General features: G+C 65.3%; 23 protein-coding genes and 1 riboswitch. Of the genes, 10 read left to right on the top strand and 13 right to left on the bottom strand.

What is annotated here, in order from left to right; translation table 11 throughout:
- Positions 1–233 precede the first annotated feature (233 nt).
- From thiC to B2V17_RS04605, 3 genes are all read right to left on the bottom strand, one after another.
- Positions 234–2,093, bottom strand: coding sequence for a phosphomethylpyrimidine synthase ThiC (gene thiC / locus B2V17_RS04595; RefSeq protein WP_292995679.1), 1,860 nt, complete (start codon positions 2,091–2,093; stop codon positions 234–236).
- A gap of 54 nt (positions 2,094–2,147) precedes the next feature.
- Positions 2,148–2,254: riboswitch (TPP riboswitch) on the bottom strand.
- A gap of 21 nt (positions 2,255–2,275) precedes the next feature.
- Positions 2,276–3,037, bottom strand: a complete 762-nt coding sequence (locus tag B2V17_RS04600; protein WP_292995681.1) for a sulfite exporter TauE/SafE family protein — start codon at positions 3,035–3,037, stop codon at positions 2,276–2,278.
- A gap of 18 nt (positions 3,038–3,055) precedes the next feature.
- Positions 3,056–3,589 (bottom strand): rhodanese family protein, encoded by a 534-nt coding sequence (locus tag B2V17_RS04605; RefSeq protein WP_292995683.1) that lies wholly within the window; start codon positions 3,587–3,589, stop codon positions 3,056–3,058.
- Between the two features lie 123 nt (positions 3,590–3,712).
- On the opposite strand from B2V17_RS04605, the gene B2V17_RS04610 reads away from it, so the two are divergent.
- On the top strand, positions 3,713–4,579 hold the full coding sequence (locus B2V17_RS04610; protein ID WP_292995685.1) for an MBL fold metallo-hydrolase: 867 nt from the start codon (positions 3,713–3,715) through the stop codon (positions 4,577–4,579).
- Positions 4,580–4,624: 45 nt separating this feature from the next.
- Complete coding sequence (locus B2V17_RS04615; protein WP_292995687.1) at positions 4,625–5,245, top strand: SOS response-associated peptidase family protein; 621 nt, start codon at positions 4,625–4,627, stop codon at positions 5,243–5,245.
- Here the strand turns inward: B2V17_RS04615 and B2V17_RS04620 are convergent.
- The gene (locus B2V17_RS04620) at positions 5,215–6,666 is read right to left on the bottom strand and encodes a phospholipase effector Tle1 domain-containing protein (RefSeq protein WP_292995689.1); all 1,452 of its coding nucleotides are present in this window, start codon (positions 6,664–6,666) and stop codon (positions 5,215–5,217) included. The genes B2V17_RS04615 and B2V17_RS04620 overlap by 31 nt on opposite strands.
- A gap of 92 nt (positions 6,667–6,758) precedes the next feature.
- Positions 6,759–7,160, bottom strand: coding sequence for a hypothetical protein (locus B2V17_RS04625; protein ID WP_292995691.1), 402 nt, complete (start codon positions 7,158–7,160; stop codon positions 6,759–6,761).
- 182 nt (positions 7,161–7,342) lie between these two features.
- On the opposite strand from B2V17_RS04625, the gene B2V17_RS04630 reads away from it, so the two are divergent.
- From B2V17_RS04630 to B2V17_RS04645, 4 genes are all read left to right on the top strand, one after another.
- On the top strand, positions 7,343–7,960 hold the full coding sequence (locus B2V17_RS04630; RefSeq protein ID WP_292995693.1) for a hypothetical protein: 618 nt from the start codon (positions 7,343–7,345) through the stop codon (positions 7,958–7,960).
- An 88-nt stretch (positions 7,961–8,048) separates the two neighbouring features.
- Positions 8,049–9,428: a flavin-containing monooxygenase gene (locus tag B2V17_RS04635; RefSeq protein WP_292995695.1), complete on the top strand. Its 1,380-nt coding sequence runs from the start codon at positions 8,049–8,051 to the stop codon at positions 9,426–9,428.
- Positions 9,425–10,636 (top strand): cytochrome P450, encoded by a 1,212-nt coding sequence (locus B2V17_RS04640; RefSeq protein WP_292995697.1) that lies wholly within the window; start codon positions 9,425–9,427, stop codon positions 10,634–10,636. Before B2V17_RS04635 ends, B2V17_RS04640 begins: the two co-directional genes overlap by 4 nt.
- Positions 10,633–11,496: an enoyl-CoA hydratase-related protein gene (locus B2V17_RS04645; RefSeq protein ID WP_292995699.1), complete on the top strand. Its 864-nt coding sequence runs from the start codon at positions 10,633–10,635 to the stop codon at positions 11,494–11,496. Before B2V17_RS04640 ends, B2V17_RS04645 begins: the two co-directional genes overlap by 4 nt.
- On the opposite strand, the gene B2V17_RS04650 is transcribed toward B2V17_RS04645, so the two are convergent.
- A complete protein-coding gene (locus B2V17_RS04650; RefSeq protein ID WP_292995701.1) occupies positions 11,493–12,350 on the bottom strand; it encodes a MipA/OmpV family protein in 858 nt (285 codons plus the stop codon). The two genes, B2V17_RS04645 and B2V17_RS04650, sit on opposite strands and share 4 nt — an antisense overlap.
- Before the next feature lie 89 nt (positions 12,351–12,439).
- On the opposite strand from B2V17_RS04650, the gene B2V17_RS04655 reads away from it, so the two are divergent.
- The 4 genes from B2V17_RS04655 to B2V17_RS04670 all read left to right on the top strand — a co-directional run bounded on the left by B2V17_RS04655 (position 12,440) and on the right by B2V17_RS04670 (position 17,292).
- Positions 12,440–13,420: a glutathione S-transferase N-terminal domain-containing protein gene (locus tag B2V17_RS04655; RefSeq protein WP_292995703.1), complete on the top strand. Its 981-nt coding sequence runs from the start codon at positions 12,440–12,442 to the stop codon at positions 13,418–13,420.
- A 112-nt stretch (positions 13,421–13,532) separates the two neighbouring features.
- Positions 13,533–14,690: a helix-turn-helix transcriptional regulator gene (locus tag B2V17_RS04660; RefSeq protein ID WP_292995705.1), complete on the top strand. Its 1,158-nt coding sequence runs from the start codon at positions 13,533–13,535 to the stop codon at positions 14,688–14,690.
- An 82-nt stretch (positions 14,691–14,772) separates the two neighbouring features.
- Positions 14,773–15,705: an RICIN domain-containing protein gene (locus B2V17_RS04665; protein WP_292995706.1), complete on the top strand. Its 933-nt coding sequence runs from the start codon at positions 14,773–14,775 to the stop codon at positions 15,703–15,705.
- A gap of 222 nt (positions 15,706–15,927) precedes the next feature.
- On the top strand, positions 15,928–17,292 hold the full coding sequence (locus B2V17_RS04670) for a L,D-transpeptidase family protein (RefSeq protein ID WP_292995708.1): 1,365 nt from the start codon (positions 15,928–15,930) through the stop codon (positions 17,290–17,292).
- 7 nt (positions 17,293–17,299) lie between these two features.
- On the opposite strand, the gene B2V17_RS04675 is transcribed toward B2V17_RS04670, so the two are convergent.
- From B2V17_RS04675 to B2V17_RS04705, 7 genes are all read right to left on the bottom strand, one after another.
- Positions 17,300–17,662, bottom strand: coding sequence for a hypothetical protein (locus B2V17_RS04675; RefSeq protein ID WP_292995710.1), 363 nt, complete (start codon positions 17,660–17,662; stop codon positions 17,300–17,302).
- 1 nt (position 17,663) lies between these two features.
- Positions 17,664–18,380: a murein L,D-transpeptidase catalytic domain-containing protein gene (locus B2V17_RS04680; RefSeq protein ID WP_292995712.1), complete on the bottom strand. Its 717-nt coding sequence runs from the start codon at positions 18,378–18,380 to the stop codon at positions 17,664–17,666.
- 54 nt (positions 18,381–18,434) lie between these two features.
- Positions 18,435–18,932, bottom strand: coding sequence for a GNAT family N-acetyltransferase (locus tag B2V17_RS04685; protein ID WP_292995714.1), 498 nt, complete (start codon positions 18,930–18,932; stop codon positions 18,435–18,437).
- Between the two features lie 42 nt (positions 18,933–18,974).
- Entirely contained in the window at positions 18,975–19,472 is a 498-nt protein-coding gene (locus B2V17_RS04690; protein ID WP_292995716.1) for a retropepsin-like aspartic protease family protein, read from the bottom strand.
- A 37-nt stretch (positions 19,473–19,509) separates the two neighbouring features.
- The gene (gene ispG / locus B2V17_RS04695; protein WP_292995718.1) at positions 19,510–20,649 is read right to left on the bottom strand and encodes a flavodoxin-dependent (E)-4-hydroxy-3-methylbut-2-enyl-diphosphate synthase; all 1,140 of its coding nucleotides are present in this window, start codon (positions 20,647–20,649) and stop codon (positions 19,510–19,512) included.
- A 76-nt stretch (positions 20,650–20,725) separates the two neighbouring features.
- Complete coding sequence (locus tag B2V17_RS04700) at positions 20,726–21,241, bottom strand: GNAT family N-acetyltransferase (protein WP_292995720.1); 516 nt, start codon at positions 21,239–21,241, stop codon at positions 20,726–20,728.
- Complete coding sequence (locus B2V17_RS04705) at positions 21,238–21,702, bottom strand: GNAT family N-acetyltransferase (protein ID WP_292995722.1); 465 nt, start codon at positions 21,700–21,702, stop codon at positions 21,238–21,240. The genes B2V17_RS04700 and B2V17_RS04705 overlap by 4 nt, the downstream gene beginning before the upstream one ends.
- Between the last annotated feature and the right edge of the window lie 24 nt (positions 21,703–21,726).

A 21,726-nucleotide genomic window follows, 5' to 3' on the forward strand; every position in this document is an offset into this window, starting at 1 on the left:
GGGCCATACGCCTATCCTTCCATATTTGAGCTCACGTCGATCAAATATCTCATCACCAAGAGCCGTATCATATAAGCTTCTTGCGGCAACCCTAGGTGATTTCACAAGCCCGCACCTGAAAATGAGGCACGAATCGCGTGCAAGTAATATTCACCTAGGTGCAGGGTATATTTGCAACAGAGGTTTTGCAATAGTCCTGAGAATAGGCGCCGCCTATTCTCACGCTACGTACTTCAATCCCGCTCCCGGTCCCCAGCCCCCATGTACAGTTCCCGCCCGGTCTCGTCATAAACCTTGCTCATCTGCGCCATCCCCGCCTCGGCTTCTTCGGCGGCCACGAAGGTATCGCTGTCCTGGTTCTGCAACCGGGCAAATTCGCGCACTTCCTGGCTGATCTTCATCGAGCAGAACTTGGGCCCGCACATCGAGCAGAAGTGCGCAGTCTTGGCGCCTTCGGCCGGTAGCGTCTGGTCGTGGTATTGCTCGGCGGTGTCAGGGTCGAGCGAGAGGTTGAACTGGTCGCGCCAGCGGAACTCAAACCTCGCTTTGCTGAGCGCGTCGTCGCGGACCTTGCTGGCCGGGTGGCCCTTGGCGAGGTCGGCGGCGTGGGCGGCGAGCTTGTAGGTGACCACGCCGACCTTCACGTCGTCGCGGTCGGGCAGGCCGAGGTGTTCTTTGGGGGTGACGTAGCAGAGCATCGCCGTGCCGAACCAGCCGATCATCGCCGCGCCGATCCCGCTGGTGATGTGGTCGTAACCCGGCGCGATATCGGTGACGAGTGGCCCGAGTGTGTAGAACGGGGCCTCGCCGCAGACCGCGAGCTGCTTGTCCATGTTCTCCTTGATCTTGTGCATCGGCACGTGGCCGGGGCCTTCGATCATCACCTGGACGTCCTGCTGCCAGGCGCGCTTGGTCAGCTCGCCCAGGGTATAGAGCTCGGCGAACTGGGCCTCGTCGTTGGCGTCGGCGATCGAGCCGGGGCGCAGGCCATCGCCCAGCGAGTAGGCGATGTCGTAGGCCTTCATGATCTCGGTAATCTCGTCGAAGCGCTCATAGAGGAAGCTCTCCTTGTGGTGCGCCAGGCACCACTTGGCCATGATCGAGCCGCCGCGGCTGACGATTCCGGTGACGCGCTTGGCCGCGAGCGGCACATAGGGCAGGCGCACCCCGGCGTGGATCGTGAAGTAATCGACGCCCTGTTCGGCCTGCTCGATCAGGGTATCGCGGAACACTTCCCAGGTCAGGTCCTCGGCCACGCCGCCGACCTTTTCGAGCGCCTGGTAGATCGGCACGGTACCGATCGGCACCGGGCTGTTGCGGATGATCCATTCGCGGGTGTCGTGAATGTTGCGCCCGGTGGAGAGGTCCATCACCGTATCGGCGCCCCAGCGGATCGACCAGACCATCTTGTCGACTTCGTTGGCGACATCGCTGGCGACCGCCGAGTTGCCGATATTGGCGTTGATCTTGACCAGGAAGTTGCGGCCGATCGCCATCGGCTCCGATTCCGGGTGGTTGATGTTGCTGGGTATGATCGCGCGGCCGCGCGCCACCTCGTCACGGACCCATTCAGGCGTGACATAGTCGGGGATCGCCGCGCCCCAGTCCTGCCCGTCGCGGATCAGGCCGCGCACCTGCTCGCGCCCGAGGTTTTCGCGGGTGGCGACATATTCCATTTCCGGGGTGACGATTCCGCGGCGGGCGTAATGCATCTGGCTGACGTTGGCGCCGGCACGCGCGCGCAGCACCTGGCGGCGCACGTTGGGGAAGGGCGGGACGCCGCCCGAACGGTCCGGACCCAGCTGGCCATTGTCTTCCGGCTTGACCTCGCGCTGGGTGACTTCCTCGACATCGCCGCGGCCGCGGATCCACTCGCGCCGCAGTTCGGGCAGGCCCGCCGCGATGTCGATCACCGCATCGGGATCGGTATAGGGTCCGGAAGTGTCATAGACCCGCACCGGCGCCTCGCCGCTCGACGGCTCGAGGTGAATCTCGCGCATCTTCACCCCGAGCGGGCCGACGTGGATCTTTTTCGAGCCCCGGATCGGCCCGGTGGTGACGCCGATTTCGAGCTTGCTGTTGAGGTCGGCCATGATGCGCAAAGTCCTTCTGGGGACGGAGCGGGGCCTTCGACAAGCTCTTGCCTGAGCGGGTCAGTCTGCCCTCCCTCCGCCCGTGCTAACGGGTTCAGGTTCGACGGGTCGGAGGATGCGAGCCCTCCCTCTCAGCCAACGCGGCTCCCCGGGGATGGGCTGGTTCTAGGCGCGCGGAGCGGTCAGCGCAACAGGATGTAGGCGGCGACCGCGATCACCAGCCCCGCGAACAGCTTGCGCGCCAGCGGGGCGCGGCTGGCGAGGCGGTTGGCGAGCGGCAGGGCGGCTAGGGTGCCCAGGCCGCCGCCCAGTACCAGCGCGAAGAACAGCGGCCATATCACCTTGCCGGCCAGCGCATAGCTTGCGCTGGTCGCTCCGCCGAACAGCGTGACCGAAACCAGCGAGCTGGCCCCGGCATTGGCAAGGGTCATGCCGGTCGAGGCCATCAGCCCCGGCGCGATCAGGAACCCGCCGCCGATCCCGAAGAACCCGGCGGCAAGGCCGGTGACAAGGCCCACGGGAGCGAGCTTGAGGATCATCGGCGGGGTCAGGTGGACGGCGGGATCGCCCTCATTCTTGCGGGGCAGCAGCATCGACAGCGCGATCGCGATCATCGCGAAGGCGAACCACATCAGTAGCGCCTGGCCGTTCACCCGCTTGCCCAGCTCTGCGCCCAGCAGCGCGCCGGCCAGCCCGGCTGCGGCAAAGACCGTGGCGCAGGGCCACTTGACCCGCCCGGCCCGCGCCTGTCCGGCCAGCCCGGTCGCGGCATTGACCGCCACCGCCGCCGCCGACGTGCCGATCGCGGCGTGGACATCGGTCAGGCCGACGACATAGATCAGCCAGGGCGTGGCCAGCACCGATCCGCCGCCGCCGAACAGGGTCAGCAGCAGGCCGATCAGCGCGCCGCCCAGCGCGGCAAGAAGAAGCGGTTCCCAGCCCATGCGATTGGTCCTTTGCCGTCAGGCGGCCTGTGCCCGGTTCCATGGCATGAGCATAAGCAGCCGGGCCATGCCGCAAAAGCCGGTCGCCCCGGCAAAGGTCAGGCCCGCACCGACGAAGCCGGCCAGGCCATACCACGGCGCGGCCACGAAAGTGCCCAGCAGCACGCCGGTCAGCACCAGCATGCCGGCAGCGATCTGGACCTGGCGCATGATTTCGAGCGGGGCCTTGCGGTCTTCGTGTACCGGCAGCCCGGCCTTGGCCCAGGCGTTGAGCCCGCCTTCGAGGACATAGGCATCGCCCTGCACGCGCGCCGCCAGCCGGTCACAGGCGCCGTGGGTGCGCATGCCGGAGCGACAGGTGAAGATCACATCGGCAGCGGGATCGATCGCAAGGTGCGCCTTCTCCCACTGCGAGAGCGGCTGCGAGACCGCGCCTTCGACATGCAGGCGGGCAAATTCGTCAGCCTCGCGGATATCGACCAGAACGGCCATGCCCGCAGCCAAGCGGGCGCGGACTTCGGCCGGAGCGAGGGGGTGGAGCTTGGCAGTCATCTCTTGTCGGGTCCTTTCAAGGGTGCGAGACGGGCCGGTGGGGGATGGCCCGCCTCGCACCCGCTATATATGACTTGCATCTAAAGTAGCAAGTGCTAATATAAGTGCAAAGGAGAAATGACCATGTCACCCCATCCGCACGTCAAGGGCTTCTTCGATCCGGCGACCTTCACGATCAGCTATATCGTTCACGATCCGGCGACGAAGCAGGCGGCGATCATCGATCCGGTCCTCGATTTCACCCCGCGCAATGGCCGCACCGCGACCCGCTCGGCCGACCTGCTGCTCGATTACGTTGCGTCGGAAGGGCTCAAGCTTGCCTGGCTGCTGGAAACCCACGCCCATGCCGATCACCTTTCGGCCGCGCATTACCTGAAGGAACGGACCGGCGCGCCGATCGTGATCGGTGGCCAGATTACCCAGGTGCAGGAAGTCTTCGCCGCGCTGTTCGAAGCGGACGATGTCACTCCCGATGGCAGCCAGTTCGACCGGCTGGTCAGCGAGGGCGAGGAACTGCCGCTGGGCGAACTGGCGATCCGGGTGCTCCACACCCCCGGGCACACCCCGGCCTGTGTCAGCTATCTGATCGGCGATGCGGTCTTCGTCGGCGATACGCTGTTCATGCCTGACTACGGCACTGCGCGGAGTGATTTTCCCGGCGGCAGCGCCGCGGCGCTCTATGCCTCGATCCGCAAGATCCTGGCGCTGCCGGGTGATACGCGGATGTTCGTGGGCCACGATTACCTGCCCGAAGGGCGCAGCGATTTTCGCTGGGAAACCAGTGTGGCCGAGCAAAACAAGGCCAACATCCACATCCATGCCGGGGTGAGCGAGGCGGACTTCGTCGCCCTGCGCCAGGGCCGCGACGCCAAGCTCGAAGCGCCGCTGCTGATCCTTCCCAGCCTGCAGGTCAATATCCGCGCCGGGGCCATGCCGCCGGCGACACCGGGTGGGCACACCTATCTGCGCCTGCCGATCAACGCGATCTGATCGGAACGGTTGGTCCGGCAGCCTTACCGGGCTAACCGGTCCGGGATGACCGTGCTTTACCGCCTTGCCGCCGATGCCGCCGCGATCGCCGCGCGGTTCGGCGCGCAGGCGGCAGCGGCGGATCCCTGGGCCGGCGGCACGATCGCGCCGGGGCAGTTCGCTCCGGTGCTGACCACCGGGCGGGAGTTTGTGGCGGGTCCGCGCGGGGAGCGTCAGCCCATGCGGATGGTTCCCCGCCAGTGGGGCGTGCCTCCGCCGCCCGCGGCCGGCGATCCGGCGCGCGGGGTGCTGACCGTGCGCAATCCCGACAGCCCGTTCTGGATCGGCAACCTGCGCAACAGCGAGTTCCGCTGTTTGGTTCCCGCAACCTCTGTGATGGTCTGGGGCCGGGTCGATCCCACCACCGGCAAGCGCCGCCAGCTGTGGCTGAGCCCAACGGACCAGCCGCTGTTCGCGATTGCCGGGGTGTGGAAAGATAGCGAAGTGCCCAGCTTCGCACTGCTGACCTGCGAGGCCAATGCCGCCTGGCGCCAGGCCGGGCAGCAGGCCATGCCCGCGATCCTGCCGGGCGAGCCGGAGGTCTGGCGGACCTGGCTGCGCGGCGACTGGAAGCGGGCAGAGGCGCTGCTGGTGCCCTATCCGTCTTCGCTGATTTGCGGGGGTTGAGACGGAACCGGCAGCCGGATCACGGCTCCGATCGAGAGCATATTGGGGTCATCGATCCGGTCCCGATTGAGATCGAACAGTTCCTTCCAGCGTTTCGGATCACCCAGTCTGGCTTTGGCCAGGCGGCTGAAGGAATCCCCGCGGCGGACCGTGTAATCTTCCAGTTGCGGCGGATCTCCCTTCCATTCGATCTGGCATTGCGCCGCCCATTCGGCGATCTGGTCCGCGCACCCCTTCAGCGCGACAGGGCGGTATGCCTTGCCTTCGGGCAGTGATCCCGGATCGGCATGCCAGCGGCGCAAGGCAGAAAGCGAAACCTGGTCCAGCCCGGCAGGACCATTTGGACGGGCACTGCGGAACAGCCTTCGCAGCGCGCCCAGCGGACCGCGCATCGACCAGGGCACCTTGGGCTCGTTCTGCAGGGCATCGAATGGGTCCGGCCGCAGTTTGTATGCCGGGTTGTCCACCTCGTCGCGCAATTCCAGACCAGCCTGGCGGGCGCCCTGCAGGACCCACAGCAAGGCTTCATCCGAAAGCCCATGCCGCGCTCCGCCGCCGCCAACCGCTCCGTGAACGCCGGGAAACCACTTCTCCTGATAATGCAGCTTCCAGTCTGGCATCGGCTCTTCGCCGCTGCGCTGGTTGCGGGAGTTGAGTTCGCGAACCTTTTCCGGGCCGAACAGCGTTGCGCGAAAGGTCGCCCGTTCTTCATCGATTGCCACGGCATGTCGCGCCGCCCTGATCTTGCTGGTCAGAACTGCGTTGTGGAAGCTGTATTTCCGGTTGATTGCACCTGCCAATGGCAGAAAATCCGGAATTCCCAGCGCCCGGACGGTATCCCAGACACCAAGGTAGCGGATCGTCAGGATCGGGACTTTTTCCGGGTCAAAGCCCGGCAAGTTCTGCTTGCGATAGTCGCGATCAGCGGCGCTGACGCAGACCCCGCGGCAATACTCGCTCCGGAACCGCAGGCCTTCCTCCGATTCCACGCCTTGCCCGGCTTCGGCCGACTTGTAGATCGCGATCGCCCGATCGATCACGTTGGCGTTGGTCACATCCAGAATGCCGGCGTGCCGAATGAAGCCGACAAACGAACGCGCAGTGTAGGCCCCGCGCGAGAACCCGAAGGCATAGATCTCATCGCCGGGTTCATAGTTGAAGATCAGGAACCTGTAGGCCTCACGCAAAATGGTCAGCATTCCCCGCCCCAAGGCTCCGGCGATATGCTGCCTCAACCAATTGGTGTTCGTTCCGATCCCCTCGTCGTAATAGACGATCTGCGGTGTTCCGTCCTGCGCAACCGGAACGAGCATTTGCGCGAGTTGAACGACGTTGGTGGGCCGATCGGCTGAAAGTTGATTCCAGGTTCCGTCGAAACAGAACACCAAACGCTTGGGCTTTCTTGATCCGGTTTCTGGCATCTTGGCGGTCTCGATTCTGTGGTTTGCGAATCGATACTAGGCCAGGCGCACAAAATCTCCAGTGATGGCAATCACGCGGTTGGCCCGACCGGTCAGGCCAGCCGCGCCCCGCCCAGCGCGGTCAGCGCCAGCCCCAGCGCGATCGTGCTCAGCGCCCAGCCGCGGTGCATGAAGGTCAGGTTCTTGAGCCAGAACTGGGTGTAGATATCGACGAAGCCGAGGATCGCCAACGCCTCGACCATCATGAGACCGCCCAGCGTCTTCATCGCGCAGGCAGCAAGGTCAGCCGGGATCCAGGGGTTGGTCAGATAGACCACTGCTCCGATCACCAGCTCCATCAGACCGCAGAGGAATTGCAGCGCCGGCGAACGCTCCACCTCGTCCAGCATGATCCGCCAGGCACCCGGCTTGCGCAGCGCGCCGATCCCGGCAAACAGCGCGGTCAGCCCCAGCAACAGCGCCGACCAGGCGGTAGGATCAAGGGTAGGGGACATGCATAGGCTCCATCAGGCGGCCCGGCGAGCGGACCTGTCGCTAGCCTCGGCCTAGCGGGTGATCGCGCAAGGAACCTTGCGCCAGGTCAAAACGGCGCCGGTGACTATCCATTTGGGTAGCGCAAGGGCCAGCGCTTCGCTCCAGACTGCAAGGCATGTTCGGCAAGATCCGAGGACAGGCCATGAAACGAGCGCTGGGTTTTGTGATGTTGGCCGCCGCCAGCCAGGCTGCGCTGGCCCAGTCGGTCCATTGGTCAACCAAGCCGGCCAATGACTATTCGCGTTACAACAGCGGGGCGGTAACCGGCCCACCCGATGGCACCGCTACCGCGCTGACCTGGTTCGACACCACCTGGGTGCGCGATTTCCAACCGGGCAAGATTACCGTCGCCGCGCTGGAACGCGGGCTCAAGCTTCCGGCCGGCGAGCTGGTCAAGTGGGACATCATCGCCTTCGAAGCGCACCATGCCGATGCGCACGGCCAGCCGTTCGACAGCGCGCTGTGGATGGCCAGCGACCTCAAGTCCATCATTGCCAGCTCCTATGACCCGGCAACCTCGGGCGGGACCTATGCCGATCCGCGCAGCGGCTGGAAATTCCGTTCCGGACCGCTGTCCGCCGCAGAGTACAAGGCCCTGTTCCCGGGGGCAAAGAACGCCGGCCCGATGGGCTGGATCCTGATCAAGCTCCCGCCGGGGGTGGACAAGACCTCGCCGATGTTCAGCGTCTGGGTTTCGGAAAACTTCTCGCAAAGCGCCAACGGCGTACCCGCGCCCGATGCGATCGGCGTGATCCGCTAGCCTGCCAAGACACCACTGGACTTTAATCGGACGATTAAACATACTCGCCCGCAGCGGCCCGTCAGTGGCCCAGGGAGAGTCGAGAACGATGGTCCACAATCCGGCTCTGCCGCGCGTCTGCATCATCGGGGCCGGCTGCTCCGGTTTCACCACGGCCAAGCGGCTCAAGGACTTCGGCATTCCCTTCGACGTCTATGAGGCGTCGGACGATATCGGCGGGACCTGGTACTACAACAATCCCAACGGGATGAGCGCCTGCTATCAGAGCCTGCACATCGACACCTCGAAGTGGCGGCTGGCGTTTGAGGACTATCCGGTCCCGGCCGACTGGCCCGACTATCCGCACCATTCGCTGCTGCTGCAGTACTTCCACGATTACGTCGATCACTTCGGCCTGCGCGAACACATCCGCTTCAATACCCGGGTTGAAAAGGCGGAGCGCAAGGCCGGCGGCGGCTGGGCGATTACGCTCTCAACCGGCGAGGTGAAGCACTACGATGCCCTGGCGGTCGCCAACGGCCATCACTGGGCGGCGCGGATTCCGGACTATCCCGGCCATTTCGATGGCGCCCAGATCCACAGCCACAATTACCGCACCCCGTTCGAACCGGTGAACTGCATCGGCAAGCGGGTGCTGGTGGTCGGCCTGGGCAATTCGGCGATGGACGTTGCGAGCGAGCTGTCGCAGCGGCCGATGGCCGAAAAGCTGTTCGTTTCGGCCCGCCGAGGCGTGTGGATATTCCCAAAGTACTACCGCGGCCAGCCGCTCGACAAGAACCCGGCCCCGGCCTGGCTGCCCAAGTCGGTCAAGCAATGGCTCGGCGCGCGGATGATCAAGGGGCTGGTCGGCAAGATGAGCGATTACGGCCTGCCCGAGCCGGAAATCGGCCCGTTCGAAAGCCACGGCACCGTTTCGGGCGAGTTCCTGGTCCGCGCGGGTTCGGGCGACATCACGATGAAGGGCGGAATCGAGCGGCTGGACGGCAAGGAAGTGGTATTCAGCGACGGCAGCCGCGAGGCGATCGACGTGATCGTCTGGGCGACCGGTTATGACATCAGCTTCCCGTTCTTCGATGAACCAAGCTTCAAGGCCGATGCCGATAACCGCCCGCCGCCGCTGTACAAGCGGATCCTGAAGCCGGGGGTGCCCGACCTGTTCTACATGGGGCTGGCCCAACCGCTGCCGACGCTGGTCAACTTTGCCGAGCAGCAGAGCAAGCTGGTTGCGGCCTATCTGGCCGGACAGTACCTGCCGCCCGAACCGGCCGAAATGGAACGCGTGATCCAGGCCGACGAGGACTATTACACCGGCCAGTATTATGCCGCGCGGCGCCACACGATCCAGCTCGATTTCGATCACTACGTTCGCGCGCTGAAGAAGGAGCTGGCGCAGGGCGCCAAGCGTGCTGCGGCGGCTGGTAACGCACCGCCGGTCCAGCCTCGCGACGCAGAGGAGATTGCCGCATGACTGCCCGTGCCCTGACCCCGGTCGATCTCAGTGACGCCGCGCTCTTTACCGAGGACCGCTGGCGCGAACCCTTCGCGCAGCTGCGCGGCGAGGCACCGGTATCCTGGCGTGAGGACAGTCCCTATGGTGGCTATTGGTCGGTGGTCAGCCACCAGCTGATCCAGGATGTCGAGCTCGATACGGCAACCTATTCCTCGCAGATCGGCAATATCACCATCGCAGACGGCGTGGCCGGATCCGAGTTTCCCAACTTCATCGCGATGGATCCGCCGCGCCATACCGAACAGCGCCGGGTGGTGGCCGCAGCCTTTACCCCCAGCCAGATGCAGAAGCGCGAGCGTCAGGTGCGCGCGCGGACCAAGGAACTGTTCGATGCGCTGCCGGTGGGCAAGACCTTCGACTGGGTGGCCGAAGTCTCGATCCCGACCACCATCGCAATGCTGGCGATCGTGCTCGACTTCCCGTGGGACGAGCGGATGTCGTTACGCAAATGGTCGGACATGGCGAGCAATGTCTCGCCCGAGGTGATGACCGAAGAATATTCGGCCCAGTTCTTCGCCGAAATGGGGGTGATGCTGGCCCGCTTCGATGCCCTGCTCGAAGCGCGTCGGCTGGAGGAGCCGGCCGATGACCTGCTCAGCCGGATGATCCATTCCGAAGCCATGGGCAATCTCACCGCGCTGGAACGCATTGCCAATATCGCGCTGCTGATCGTCGGCGGGAACGATACCACCCGCAACTCGATCAGCGGCTTTGTCGAAGCGCTGCACAGGTATCCCGACCAGCTTGCGCGGCTGCGCGCCGATCCATCGCTGATCCCCAATGCCGCACAGGAAATCATCCGTTGGCAAAGCCCGGTTACCCACATGCGTCGGACCATGACCCGCGATGTCGAACTGGCCGGGCAGAGCCTCAAGGCCGGGGAGAAGAACGTGCTGTGGTACCTCGCCGCCAACCGAGATGAGACGGTGTTCGGCGATGCCGAGCGCTTCGACGTCGGCCGCGAGAATGCTCGCCGGCACCTCGGTTTCGGCCACGGTATCCACCGCTGCGTCGGGGCGCGACTGGCCGAAATCCAGATCTGCACGGTGATCGAGGAGATCATCGAGCGCGGTTGGCGGATTGTGCCGCAGGAAGCTCCCAGCCGGCTCGCCAGCCCGTTCCTTCACGGCATCACCGCCTATCCGGTGCGGATCGAACCGGCGTGAACGCGCCCTATGCGACCATGCTGGTCGAGCAGGAAGGCCCGATCCTGTGGGTCCGGCTCAACCGGCCCGAAGTTCTCAACGCCTATACCAGCCAGATGGGAGCCGAGCTGGTCCGCGCGATCCGCCAGGCCGATGGCGATGACAGCGTCAAGGTGGTGGTCTTGACGGGGACTGGCCGGGTGTTTTGCGCTGGGGCCGACGTCTCGGCCGGGGCGGGGGCATTCGATACCGAAAGCGGGGAAGGGGCCAAGAACTTCGGCAGCCGCGATGGCAAGCGCGAGAATTCGAACTTCGTCGGGGCGATGATGGACAGCGTCAAGCCGCTGCTGGTCGCCTACAACGGCTCGGCCGCCGGGGTCGGGCTGACCCTGACCCTCCCGTGCGATATCCGCATCGCGGCAGACAACGCGAAGTTCGGCTGCGTCTTCACCCGCCGTGGACTGGTGCCCGAAGCCGGCTCGGCCTGGTTCCTGCCGCGGCTGGTCGGGCTAGCCACCGCGCTCAAGTGGTGCATGACCGGGGCGCTGGTTCCGGCCAAGGAGGCGCTCGCCGCCGGGCTGGTCAGCGAGCTGGTCCCGCCCGAGGCGGTCGAAAGCCGCGCCCGCGAACTGGCGCTGGAGATCGCCGCCAATTGCTCGCCCGTGGCGCTGGCGCTGACCCGGCGGATGCTGTGGCACTTCTCGGCGCAGGATGGACCCGAAGGCGCGCTTTCGGTCGATGCCCCGCTCAACATCGCGCTTGGCGCACGCGGCGACGTTCACGAAGGCGTGGCGGCCTTCCTTGAGAAACGCAGCCCGCAGTTCCCGCTTTCGGTCAACGCCGACCTGCCGGCAACCCCATGGTACTCGCCGCGGACCTAGAAGCTGTAGGACAGTCCGGCCACGGCAAAGACCTGGCTGGCGCTGCCCGCGTCGCGCACGATCGGGCTATCCGCGAACTGGCCGAGCAGGCGTTTGTAGTTCGCCAGTCCGAACAGTCCCAGCCCCTTGCGCGGGTTGCCGCCCAGATCATGGGTATAGAGCAGCGATCCGCCCAGGCTCTTCCAGCCGGCGCCGGTCGTCGCATAGGGGGCCAGCGTGTTGCCCGGGGCGACATCGAAATAGGTCCGGGCATAGCCCTTGCCGACGTAGTCCGCCGAGATGCCCAGCCGGGCAAAACTGCGTTGCGATACCGGCGAGCTCAGCGACAGCGCCGGGGTGACGATATAGCTTTTGTGCGCCCCGGCCATGTCATGCAGGAAGGTCACGTCGAAGTTGAGGCTGGCCGGCGGGATCAGCACTCCGCGCTTGCCGATCCCGGCGGTCAGACCCACTTCGACCGCAGTCTTGCGCTCACCCAGCTGGGCAACGCGGGGATCCTCGATCCCGTTGCTCCGGTCGAGCCGCAACTGCACCACCGGGCCGAGCACCAGCCGGGTCTTGCTGCCCGGCTTGTCCGGCACGAAATCGGTATAGAGGTTAAGCCCGCGCATCTGGAACTCGACCCCGGAAACCCGGCCCTGAAAGATCCCGCCGGGTTGCAGCTCGTAATCGTCGGAGCCTTCGTAATCGGGCGCGATGCCCATGCCGAAGCCCACGGTCACCCGGTCGCTGCCATCGTCACGCATCCCGGCGGGCGGGCCGGATGGCGGACCAGCGGGTGGACCTTCCTGCGCGAATGCGGGCGTGGCGCCAAGCAAGGCGGCGGGCAGCAGGGCGGCGCGGATCAAGAACATGACTTTACAGTACTCCAGAAGTCGCCCCACAGCGGCGATATAGGGCAAGGAGCCAAACGCTCAACGGTACGAAAGGACAGGTGGCGGACATGACCTACAAACTCTTCGGTGCGCTCGGTTCGCCCTATTCGCAAAAGCTGCGCGCGCTGCTGCGCTATCGCCGGATCCCGCATCTGTGGATCGACGGGACGGCGACGCGCGAGGCGCTGGGCCAGGTCCGCGCCCCGGTGATCCCGGTGCTTCAGTATCCCGACGGGCATTTCGACAATGACAGCACCCCGGTGATCTACGACCTCGAAGCGCGTCATGCCGAGCGGCGGGTGGTGCCGGATGATCCCGCCCAGGCCTTCATTGCTCACCTGCTGGAAGATTTTGCCGATGAATGGCTGACCAAGGCGATGTTCGGTTACCGCTGGCTGCAGGAAGTCGATCAGATCCAGATGAGCCGCTGGCTGGCCTTCGACAACCTCAAGGGCGGCGGGCTGGAGGTGAGCCAGAAATTCGCGGCGATGTTCCGCGATCGGCAAGTCTCGCGGATGGCGCTGGTCGGCTGTACGGCCGAGAACTTCCCGCTGATCGAGGCCAGCACCCGCGCCGTGCTGGCGGCGCTGGAAGAGCATGTAGTGAACCGCCATTGCCTGTTCGGGACCCGGCCGAGCCTGGCCGAATTTGGCATCTTCGGCCAGCTGTCGCAGCTTGGCACCGATCCTACGGCGCAGGCGATGATGCGGGCCGACTATCCCTATACCTATCGTTGGCTGGCCCATATCGATGACATGAGCGGGCTGGAGGGCGAATGGGAGCCTGGCTTCGCCGCGGTCGTTGCGGAACTGGTCCGGATCGCGGGCGAGGTCTACGTCCCGTTCCTGCACGCCAATGAGCAGGCGGCCGAAGCTGGAGCGGAAACGTTTCGGATGGAGGCGATGGGGTTGCCCTATGAGCAGGGCGTGTTCAAATACCAGCTCAAATGCTTGCGCGAACTGCGCAGCCGCCTCGCCGCGCTGGACGGCGCGGCACGGGCCCAGGTCGATCCGCTGATCGGCCCGGCCTGGCTTGGGCTGCTGGCCTAGGGCAAGCGTTTCTGCAAGTGATTCTCAAAGAGTTCCGAGCGCTTGCGCCCGCTTCCCCCCTTGGCAAGCCACTGCGTGGGCAGTTAGGATCGCCGCGTATGAAAGGGGCCTGATGGGCGATCTGCTGAGCACCGCCGATTTCAGTGCGGTTGTTTCCGATATCTACGAAGCCTCGCTCTCGCCGGCCCATTGGGATCTGGCGCTAACCGGGCTGGTCAGCCGGTTCGGACCGCCGCGCTGGGACGTGGCGATGCTGGTGTGGGAACGGCTCGATCCGGGCGGCGGGCGGTTCGTGGCCAGCGCCGGGGTCAACGACATGGCCCGCGCGGTCTATCTCCAGCATTTTGCCGGGCGCAACGAATGGTCGGTCCGCGGCCATGATCTGGCGATCGGCAGTCTGGTTCATTCCGACCATCTGATCGACCGGGCCGATTTTCTCCAGACCTCGTTCTCGCGCGAGTTTCTGGGCCTGTTCGGCATGGAAGTTGGTCTGATCGGCGCGCTCGACAAGCATGGCCGCGATCACCTCGGGCTGTGCCTGCCGGGCCCCGACGCCGGATCGACCGAAATGCTGCAGGAAGCGGTGCGGCTATGCCTGCCCCACGTCCAGCGAGCAGTTCGGATCGCGCGGCGGATCGGTGAGGCAGAGCTGGGCCAGGCCCGCTCGACATCCGCTCTCGACCTTGCGCCGTCACCGGTGCTGATGCTGACCGAGCGGTTCGAACTGGCTTTCGCCAATGCCGCCGGCAAGGCACTGATCGAAAGCTACCGGTTGGAAAATGGCGGAAAGCTTCGGCTTGGCCCCGCAGCGCTGCATGAGGACCTTTCCCGGCTGCTCGATCCTGCCGCCAAGGCCCATTGCCGCCCATTCCGATTGGCCCAGGGCACGCCCAGCGAGCGCGCAGCGATGGCGATGCGGGTCGATCCCGACCGGATCCATGGCGCCCGGACCGAAAGCGGGGTGGCGCGGTTGATGATCGTCGCTGCGCACAATCCGGCGGTAACCGAAGAACACATCGACCGGCTGCGCGACTGGTTTGGCCTTACCCACGCCGAAGCGCGGCTGACCGCGCTGCTTGCTGACGGCGGTTCGACCGAGGACTATTGCCAGCTGCGCGGGGTATCGGCCAATGCCGCGCGGTTCCTGCTCAAGGGGATCTTCGCCAAGACCGGGGTCAACCGCCAGGCCCAGCTGGTCCGGATGGTCAGTCAGGCTCCGCTGTTCTGGGCGCGCGAATTGCCCACTGGGGATCTGCCCGCACCGATTTGAACCGGCCCTACCCGTTGGGGTAGGGTGGCCGCCCCCGAATTCGGACAGGACGGCTTGGTGCAACCCGTCAGGAGTCCGGTTCATGCCCAAATCTTTCAAAGGCCACGGTGTCAGCATTGTCTTTGCCGTTTCGGCCGTTCTGTTGCCCTCAATGCTGCTGGCCGGGCCGTTCGCCGGTCCGGAACTGTGGACCGATCCAGCCCCCGGCTTCCACCAGATCAGGGCCGAGGGAACCAGTCTCTGCGTGCAGCGGGTCGGCGGGGCGATCCGCACCCAGTTGCCCCACCTTGAACTGCAGAACTGCGATACCAGCCTGTTCGATCAGCAAATCGAAATGGCCCCCAGCGGCGTGCTTACCAGTCCGCCGCTGGGGGCCACGCCGGTCACCTGGCGAATGATGACCCGCGAAAAATGCCTGACTGCGGCGCGCGGCGTGGTGTTCGGCGCGCCGGCGGTGGATGAACTGACCTGCGATCAGGTCTCCAGCAGTTCACGCCCGACCCTGTTCGGCGCGGCCGACCAGACCTGGTCGCTGGTCCGGGTGCCCACGCCGGGCCATGTCCTGATCGCGGGCGGCGACCGACGCTGCTGGACCGCGCAGGGCGGCGAAGCACGAGCCGGGGTGCAGCTGGTGATGGAACCCTGCGGCTCGTCGCGGGGGCAGAGCTTCAAGGTCGGTCCAGTCGCAGGCGACGTCAGCACTGTCTTCAACGTGCCTGCCGCCGAACAGTTCGGCTGGCAGCGCCTGACCAGACCGCTGCCAGCCGGGGTCGCCCGGTTCCGTTCCATGCCGGCGCAAAACCTGCCATCGGGCGACTATACCCAAGGGATCGCGACCGCCAACGATCAGGGCGCGGCCTGCGCCCAGGCCTGCGCCGACGATGCGCAGTGCCGCGGCTTTACCTGGGTCGATCCGCGCGCCCGGGGCGGGACGCCGATGTGCTACAAAAAGAACACGCTGAATTCCCCGGTTGCGGACAATTTCACCCAATCGGGGATTGTCCGCCCCGGCTGAGCTTCCTGATCAAGGTTCGTCCGCCACCATTTGCGACCCTGCGTGGCGGGCGGGATCTGCCGGAAGAGCGCCGAGTCGTTCTTCCGGCATTTTTGTCCAATTGCTACAAGCCAAAGTCGTGCATTCAGGCTAGCGCAACGCTTGAAGCGCGACGGCTATGACGGCATTACTGTCATGACCGCCGTTCAACGCAGACAGGCGGCATATGATTTGGAGCGAAAAATGATCGTGCGGGGCAAATATCGTCTGGGCTTTGGCCTTTCGATGGCACTGGGGCTGACTTCGGCAGTGGCCTATGCTGCCGTTCAACCGGAGAATATCCTGCCCAGCCCGGCCGCTTCGCCGACCGTGACCCCTGCGCCGACCGCAATGCCTGCACCGGCGCCGACCATTCCGGTTCAGGTGCCGATCGACGAACCGAAAATCAGCTGGAGCGTCGACGATGCCCGCTCGCTGCTCGGTGTGATCGAGGGGATCGATGCCGACGGCCTGATCCCGGCCGATTATCAGCCCGCGGCATTGCGCACCGCCATTGCGGGCGGAGCCGGGGCCGCGTTGGACGCCCAGGCCAGCAAATCGTTTGCCTGGCTGATCGAAGACATGCGCGACGGGCGAACCCGGATGGAATCGCGTTTGCAATGGTTCGTGGTCGATACCGATGTCGAAAAGAGCCCGACCTCGGCGGTGATGGCCAAGGCGCTGGCCAGCCGCGACATTCCTGGCGCGGTGGCCGATCTGGCACCGACCGCGCCTGACTATGCCACGCTCAAGGGCTTGCTCGCGGTCACCCCGCGGACCGAAAAGGCCAAGCGCAACCTGATCCGGATCAACATGGACCGCTGGCGCTGGCTGCAGCGCGATCTTGGCAAGTTCTATCTGCTGACCAATGTGCCCGAATTCCAATTGCGGCTGACGGTCGATAACTCGATCATCCGCTCGTACCGCACGATCGTCGGCAAGGTCGGCAAGACCGCCACCCCGCAGCTCGCCGAAGTGGTCGAAGGCGTGGTCTTCAACCCGACCTGGACGGTTCCGCAATCGATCGTCAAGGGCGAAGGGCTGGGCGCGCGGCTCTATGGCAATCCGGCCCAGGCAGCCCGCGAAGGCTACAAGGTGACCAAGTCCAAGGACGGAACCTATACCGTGGTCCAGCAGCCCGGCCCCAAGAACGCGCTCGGCTTCGTCAAGCTCGACATGCCAAACGAGCATGCGATCTTCATCCACGATACCCCTTCGCGCGGGCTGTTCGGCAATGCCTATCGCGCGCTCAGCCATGGCTGTGTGCGGACCGAGCGGGCGATCGAACTGGGCATGACCATGGGGATCCTGGGCGCGGGCAAGTCGACCGACGAGATGGTCGGGATCGTCAAGTCCGGGGTCTATACCCGGGTCCCGATGACCAAGACTTTCCCGATTTATATCATGTACTTCACCATGGCGACCGACATCAACGGCAAGATGGGCACTTTCGCCGATCTGTACCAGCGCGATGCCCCGGTGCTGGCCAGCTTCGCCGCGCCGCGCAAGCCCTGGGACGGCAAGCGCAAGAGCACCGAAAAGGTGATCAAGCTCGACAATCCGCTGTAAGGCTGGGTCAGCCGGCCGCGCAGCTCTCAAGCTGTGCGGTCTCGCCCGCAGTCAGTGCGCCGCCTTTTCCGGTCCACGCCCGGATCGCATGTCCGCTCCCGCGCGGTTCGATCCGCACCACGATCCCGCGAGCCGGATCGGTGAAATGGTTCTCGGCCATGATGGTCAGCTTGAGCCCGCCTTCGGGGCGGTGAACCAGGCAACCGAGCAGGTCCTTGACCGGGCGCTGGCTGGGCGCATCGAAGGCGGCGACCTTGCCGTTCAGCTCGTGCCCGCTGGTCCAGGCCTTCCACAGGAACGGCGCAGAAAGCAGCAGGCCGCCCAGCAGCAGCACCCCGATCAGGGCGCGGCGGGATTGATTCTGGTTCAAATCAGGCGTCGCCGATCCGGTCGGCAAACAGCAGGCGCCCGCCCGAAAGGTTCCACAGCGCCTCGTTGAAATTCTCCGGCCCCATCGCGAAGCAGCCTTCGCTGCGGCCAAGCTTGCCGAACTTGGCAATGTGGCTGGCAGCGGCATAGGCGGCCGGGTGCATCACGATCGCGCGTTCCAGCGCGGTGTAATTGTCCTGATCTAGCCCGAGCAGGCGGATCGAGGTGCCGTATTTGCCCTTGTACCACTCGGCAGTGAGGTAAGCCCCGCGCGAGGTCGCCTCAGACCCCGGGACGCCGGAAAACTGTTGCAGGAAACCTGAGTGCGCCGGATCGGACCCGCGTCCATGGCTGACATGGAACGAACGGATCGTGCCGCTTTCCAGATTGACGAAGTGGAACCGCGGCAGGGTGCTGGCCCGGGCGAAGTCAGCGATTCCGACGATGTCCTGGCGCCAGACCTGCGCACCGGCGCGTTCCAGCTCGCGCTTGGCGATGCCGATCAGCTTGGCGTCATAGGCCGGATTGGGCACGGCAAAGGTCGGCAGTGCCGGCTCGACCGGCGCGGCGGGTGCCTGCGGCGTGGTGACCAGGCCGAAAGCCTGGTCGAAATCCTGCGCAAGGGAGCCGTCCTGCGCGGCCCGCGCCAGCGCGCGACCAGGCAGCGAGAGCGCAGCCCCCGCAGCCAGACCTCCAAGAATCAGGTCCCGTCTTTTCATGACCCCCGTCATAGTGCCCTGTGGATAACCGGACGCTTAACGAGTCGCCAAGCCCTAATCGGCGGAATCGCGCCTGAGTGCGCCGAGTTGTGCGAGATTTCCGCCGTCGAGCCGCATCACGGTCCATTCGTCCATCAGCCGCGCGCCAAGCTTGCGGTAGAATCCGATTGCCGGTTCGTTCCAGTCCAGCACCGACCATTCGAGCCGGGCACAGTCCCGCTCAATCGCCAGGGCCGCCAGTTCGGCCAACAGCGCCTTGCCAAGGCCCGAGCCGCGCGCTTCGGGCCGAACGAACAGGTCTTCGAGGTAAATCCCCGGACGCCCTTCAAAGGTCGAGAAGTTGTGGAAGAACAGCGCGAACCCCTGCGGCGTGCCATCAAGCTCACCGATCAGCACTTCGGCATAGGGCCGCGCGCCGAACAGCTTCTGGCCGAGCACAGCCTCGTCGAAGCGGACTTCATGGGCAAGGCGTTCGTATTCGGCCAGATCGCGGATCAGCTGGGCGATCAGCGGCAGGTCAGCAGGGGCGGCGGAGCGGATCGCGATGGTCATGGCGGCGCCCATAACCCGGCGCGGCACTGATGCAAACAGGCCTTACTTGGCCTTTATCACCATCTTGTCGCCCTTGAGCTCGATCCCGCCAAGCTGGCGCAGCGCCGATTGGCCGAGCAGGTTGGTGCCCAGATCCTTGACCACCACGGCCTCGACATCGTGGAGCCGCTGGCCGGCGATCTCGACCTCGTCGAGCACTACCGGAGCGGCATAGCCGGTGCCCGAAGCGGTCTGCATGGTCGGCTGGAACTCTTCTTCATCGGGCAGGATGCCCAGGTTCGCGGCTTCCTCTTCGGTCAGCGCGACCATGTCGGCCCCGGTATCGACCAGGAATTCCACTTCGCTGCCGTTGACATCGATCCGCAGGGTAAACTGCCCCTGCCCGTCGCGGTTGAGGGTCAGGACCTTTTCTTCCTCGGCCTTGGGTTTGGCCTGCGGCGCGGCAGCGACCGGCGCGGCTTCGGGCATCGGCGCAAGGAACGCAGCGGCGATGCTCATCAGACCGACAGCGGCCAGCGCGATGATGTAGATCCGGTTCATGACGCAATCACCCTAGCGCCAAGGGGTTACCGATTGCTTAGGCGGCTTTCCCGTGAGTCACATCCATGCTGACCGACAAGCCAGCGTCGATTTCCGCCGCCTTGGCTTCGACCAGTTCGACGATGTGGGCGATCATGTCGGCATCCTGGACGTGATGGTCGGTCACGCCCGAAAGGTAGACCATGTGCTTGCCGTTGCCGCCGCCGGTGATGCCGATGTCGGTTTCCCGCGCCTCGCCGGGGCCGTTGACGACGCAGCCAAGCACCGAGACCGACATCGGGGTCTTGATGTGGCTCAGCGCCGCTTCCAGCTTTTCGACCGTGCGGATCACGTCGAAGCCCTGCCGCGCGCAGCTGGGGCACGAGACGACCCGAACCCCGCGGGTGCGCAGGCCCAGCGACTTGAGGATCTCGTAACCGACCCGCACTTCCTCTTCCGGCTCGGCCGAGAGGCTGACCCGGATCGTGTCGCCGATCCCGGCCCACAACAGGTTGCCGATCCCGATGCTCGATTTGACTGTGCCGCCGATCAGCCCGCCGGCTTCGGTGATTCCCAGGTGCAGCGGGCAGTCGACCGCTTCGGCGAGGCCCATGTAAGCGGCGACGGCGAGGAACACGTCGCTGGCTTTCACCGCGACCTTGTATTCATGGAAATCGTGATCTTGCAGCAGCTTGATGTGATCGAGCGCGCTCTCGATTAGCGCCTCGGGGCAGGGCTCGCCGTATTTCTCGAGCAGATCCTTCTCGAGACTGCCGGCGTTGACCCCGATCCGGATCGCACAGCCGTTGGCCTTGGCGGCGCGGACCACTTCGGCGACACGTTCGCTCGATCCGATATTGCCCGGATTGATCCGCAGGCAGGCCGCACCGGCATCGGCGGCTTCCAGCGCGCGCTTGTAGTGGAAATGGATGTCGGCAACGATCGGCACCTGCGCGGCGCGGACAATCGCCGGCATGGCGGCGGTGCTTGCCTCGTCCGGGCAGGAGACCCGGATGATGTCGGCCCCGGCATCCTCGCAGCGGCGGATCTGGTCGATCGTCGCGCGGGCATCGCTGGTCAGGGTATTGGTCATGGTCTGCACGGTTATCGGCGCGCCGCCGCCCACCGGGACCTTGCCCACCATGATCTGCCGGGACGTGCGCCGCGCGATATCGCGCCAGGGTCTGATTGAAGACATGCGCGGCATATAGGTGCGTGAGCGGCGGGGCGCAAATGGAGCTGTCGTGCAGGGCCAGCGAGCGGCCGCTTCGCGGCTAGAGCATCCGCGCGAACAGGAATTCCGGGTCGATGTGATCCCCGACCCGGAAGGTAATGTCGGCCACCTTCTCAAACCCGTAGCGCGCGTAGAAACGGTGCGCACCGTGGTTTTCGGCATAGACCGAGATCTGCACCTCGTCCGAACCACGCGCGGCAAACTGGTCCATCGCCCAGTCCATCAGCAAGGCACCGATCCCTTGCCCGGTGGCATCGGGGGCGGTGTACAGCTGCTTGAGCTCCATCACCCGGTTGCCCCGGGCCTGGTCCGGGAAGCCGCAGGTCAGGCCGATCTTGGCAAAGCCAAGCAGCGCGCCCGATTCGTCGGCGGCCAGCTGGTAGAGCCGCGTCGGATCGGCCAGTTCGGCCAGGATCGCCGCTTCGGACAGGCTTTCGGTCAGGAAGGCATCGAGGTTTTCGGCGCTGTAAAGGTGCCCGAACTTGGCGATGAAGGCCTCGCTCGCCAGCCGGGACAGGGCCGGGACGTCTGCCGGGTTCGCACCGCGCAGGATCACAGTTCCCTCGTCATGAAAAAGCTGAACGGATCGGGGCGGTAATCCCCGAACGGATCGCAGGGGGTGAAGCCGTTGGCGGCATAGAGCGTGCGGGCCGGCAGGAATTCATCCGTGCCGCCGGTTTCAAGGCTGACCCGGCCATAGCCACGCGCGCGGGCCACCGCGATCAGGTGATCGAGCACCGCCTTGCCCGCGCCCTTGCCGCGGTAGGCGGGATGGGCCCGCATCGATTTGATCTCGCCGTGATGGGGGTCAAGCTGCTTGATCGCCCCGCAGGCCGCCAGTGTTTCCCCGTCCCAGACCGAATAGAAGGTCACATCGCTTGCGCGCAGCCGTTCGATCGGCATGGCGTGGACGCTTTCGGGCGGCGACCACTGGTGCATTTCATCGAGATGCAGCCGCAGCAGCGCGGCAATCGCCGGGCCGGTCAGGTCGTCTTCGCGGATCGAGTATTCCCCCATGGCGCTGCTCTGCTATCGTCGCGC

The organism is Novosphingobium sp. UBA6272, assembly GCF_002440635.1.
GTDB lineage: Bacteria > Pseudomonadota > Alphaproteobacteria > Sphingomonadales > Sphingomonadaceae > Novosphingobium.

Coding starts and splice junctions, on each gene's coding strand:
- B2V17_RS04680 (WP_292995712.1), bottom strand. CDS start 18,380: ATGAAAAGACGGGACCTGATTCTTGGAGGTCTGGCTGCGGGGGCTGCG.
- B2V17_RS04655 (WP_292995703.1), top strand. CDS start 12,440: ATGACCTACAAACTCTTCGGTGCGCTCGGTTCGCCCTATTCGCAAAAG.
- B2V17_RS04705 (WP_292995722.1), bottom strand. CDS start 21,702: ATGGGGGAATACTCGATCCGCGAAGACGACCTGACCGGCCCGGCGATT.
- B2V17_RS04690 (WP_292995716.1), bottom strand. CDS start 19,472: ATGAACCGGATCTACATCATCGCGCTGGCCGCTGTCGGTCTGATGAGC.
- B2V17_RS04615 (WP_292995687.1), top strand. CDS start 4,625: ATGACCGTGCTTTACCGCCTTGCCGCCGATGCCGCCGCGATCGCCGCG.
- B2V17_RS04640 (WP_292995697.1), top strand. CDS start 9,425: ATGACTGCCCGTGCCCTGACCCCGGTCGATCTCAGTGACGCCGCGCTC.
- B2V17_RS04650 (WP_292995701.1), bottom strand. CDS start 12,350: ATGTTCTTGATCCGCGCCGCCCTGCTGCCCGCCGCCTTGCTTGGCGCC.
- thiC (WP_292995679.1), bottom strand. CDS start 2,093: ATGGCCGACCTCAACAGCAAGCTCGAAATCGGCGTCACCACCGGGCCG.
- B2V17_RS04630 (WP_292995693.1), top strand. CDS start 7,343: ATGAAACGAGCGCTGGGTTTTGTGATGTTGGCCGCCGCCAGCCAGGCT.
- B2V17_RS04610 (WP_292995685.1), top strand. CDS start 3,713: ATGTCACCCCATCCGCACGTCAAGGGCTTCTTCGATCCGGCGACCTTC.
- B2V17_RS04670 (WP_292995708.1), top strand. CDS start 15,928: ATGATCGTGCGGGGCAAATATCGTCTGGGCTTTGGCCTTTCGATGGCA.
- B2V17_RS04600 (WP_292995681.1), bottom strand. CDS start 3,037: ATGGGCTGGGAACCGCTTCTTCTTGCCGCGCTGGGCGGCGCGCTGATC.
- B2V17_RS04625 (WP_292995691.1), bottom strand. CDS start 7,160: ATGTCCCCTACCCTTGATCCTACCGCCTGGTCGGCGCTGTTGCTGGGG.
- B2V17_RS04635 (WP_292995695.1), top strand. CDS start 8,049: ATGGTCCACAATCCGGCTCTGCCGCGCGTCTGCATCATCGGGGCCGGC.
- B2V17_RS04660 (WP_292995705.1), top strand. CDS start 13,533: ATGGGCGATCTGCTGAGCACCGCCGATTTCAGTGCGGTTGTTTCCGAT.
- B2V17_RS04605 (WP_292995683.1), bottom strand. CDS start 3,589: ATGACTGCCAAGCTCCACCCCCTCGCTCCGGCCGAAGTCCGCGCCCGC.
- B2V17_RS04685 (WP_292995714.1), bottom strand. CDS start 18,932: ATGACCATCGCGATCCGCTCCGCCGCCCCTGCTGACCTGCCGCTGATC.
- B2V17_RS04620 (WP_292995689.1), bottom strand. CDS start 6,666: ATGCCAGAAACCGGATCAAGAAAGCCCAAGCGTTTGGTGTTCTGTTTC.
- B2V17_RS04665 (WP_292995706.1), top strand. CDS start 14,773: ATGCCCAAATCTTTCAAAGGCCACGGTGTCAGCATTGTCTTTGCCGTT.
- ispG (WP_292995718.1), bottom strand. CDS start 20,649: ATGTCTTCAATCAGACCCTGGCGCGATATCGCGCGGCGCACGTCCCGG.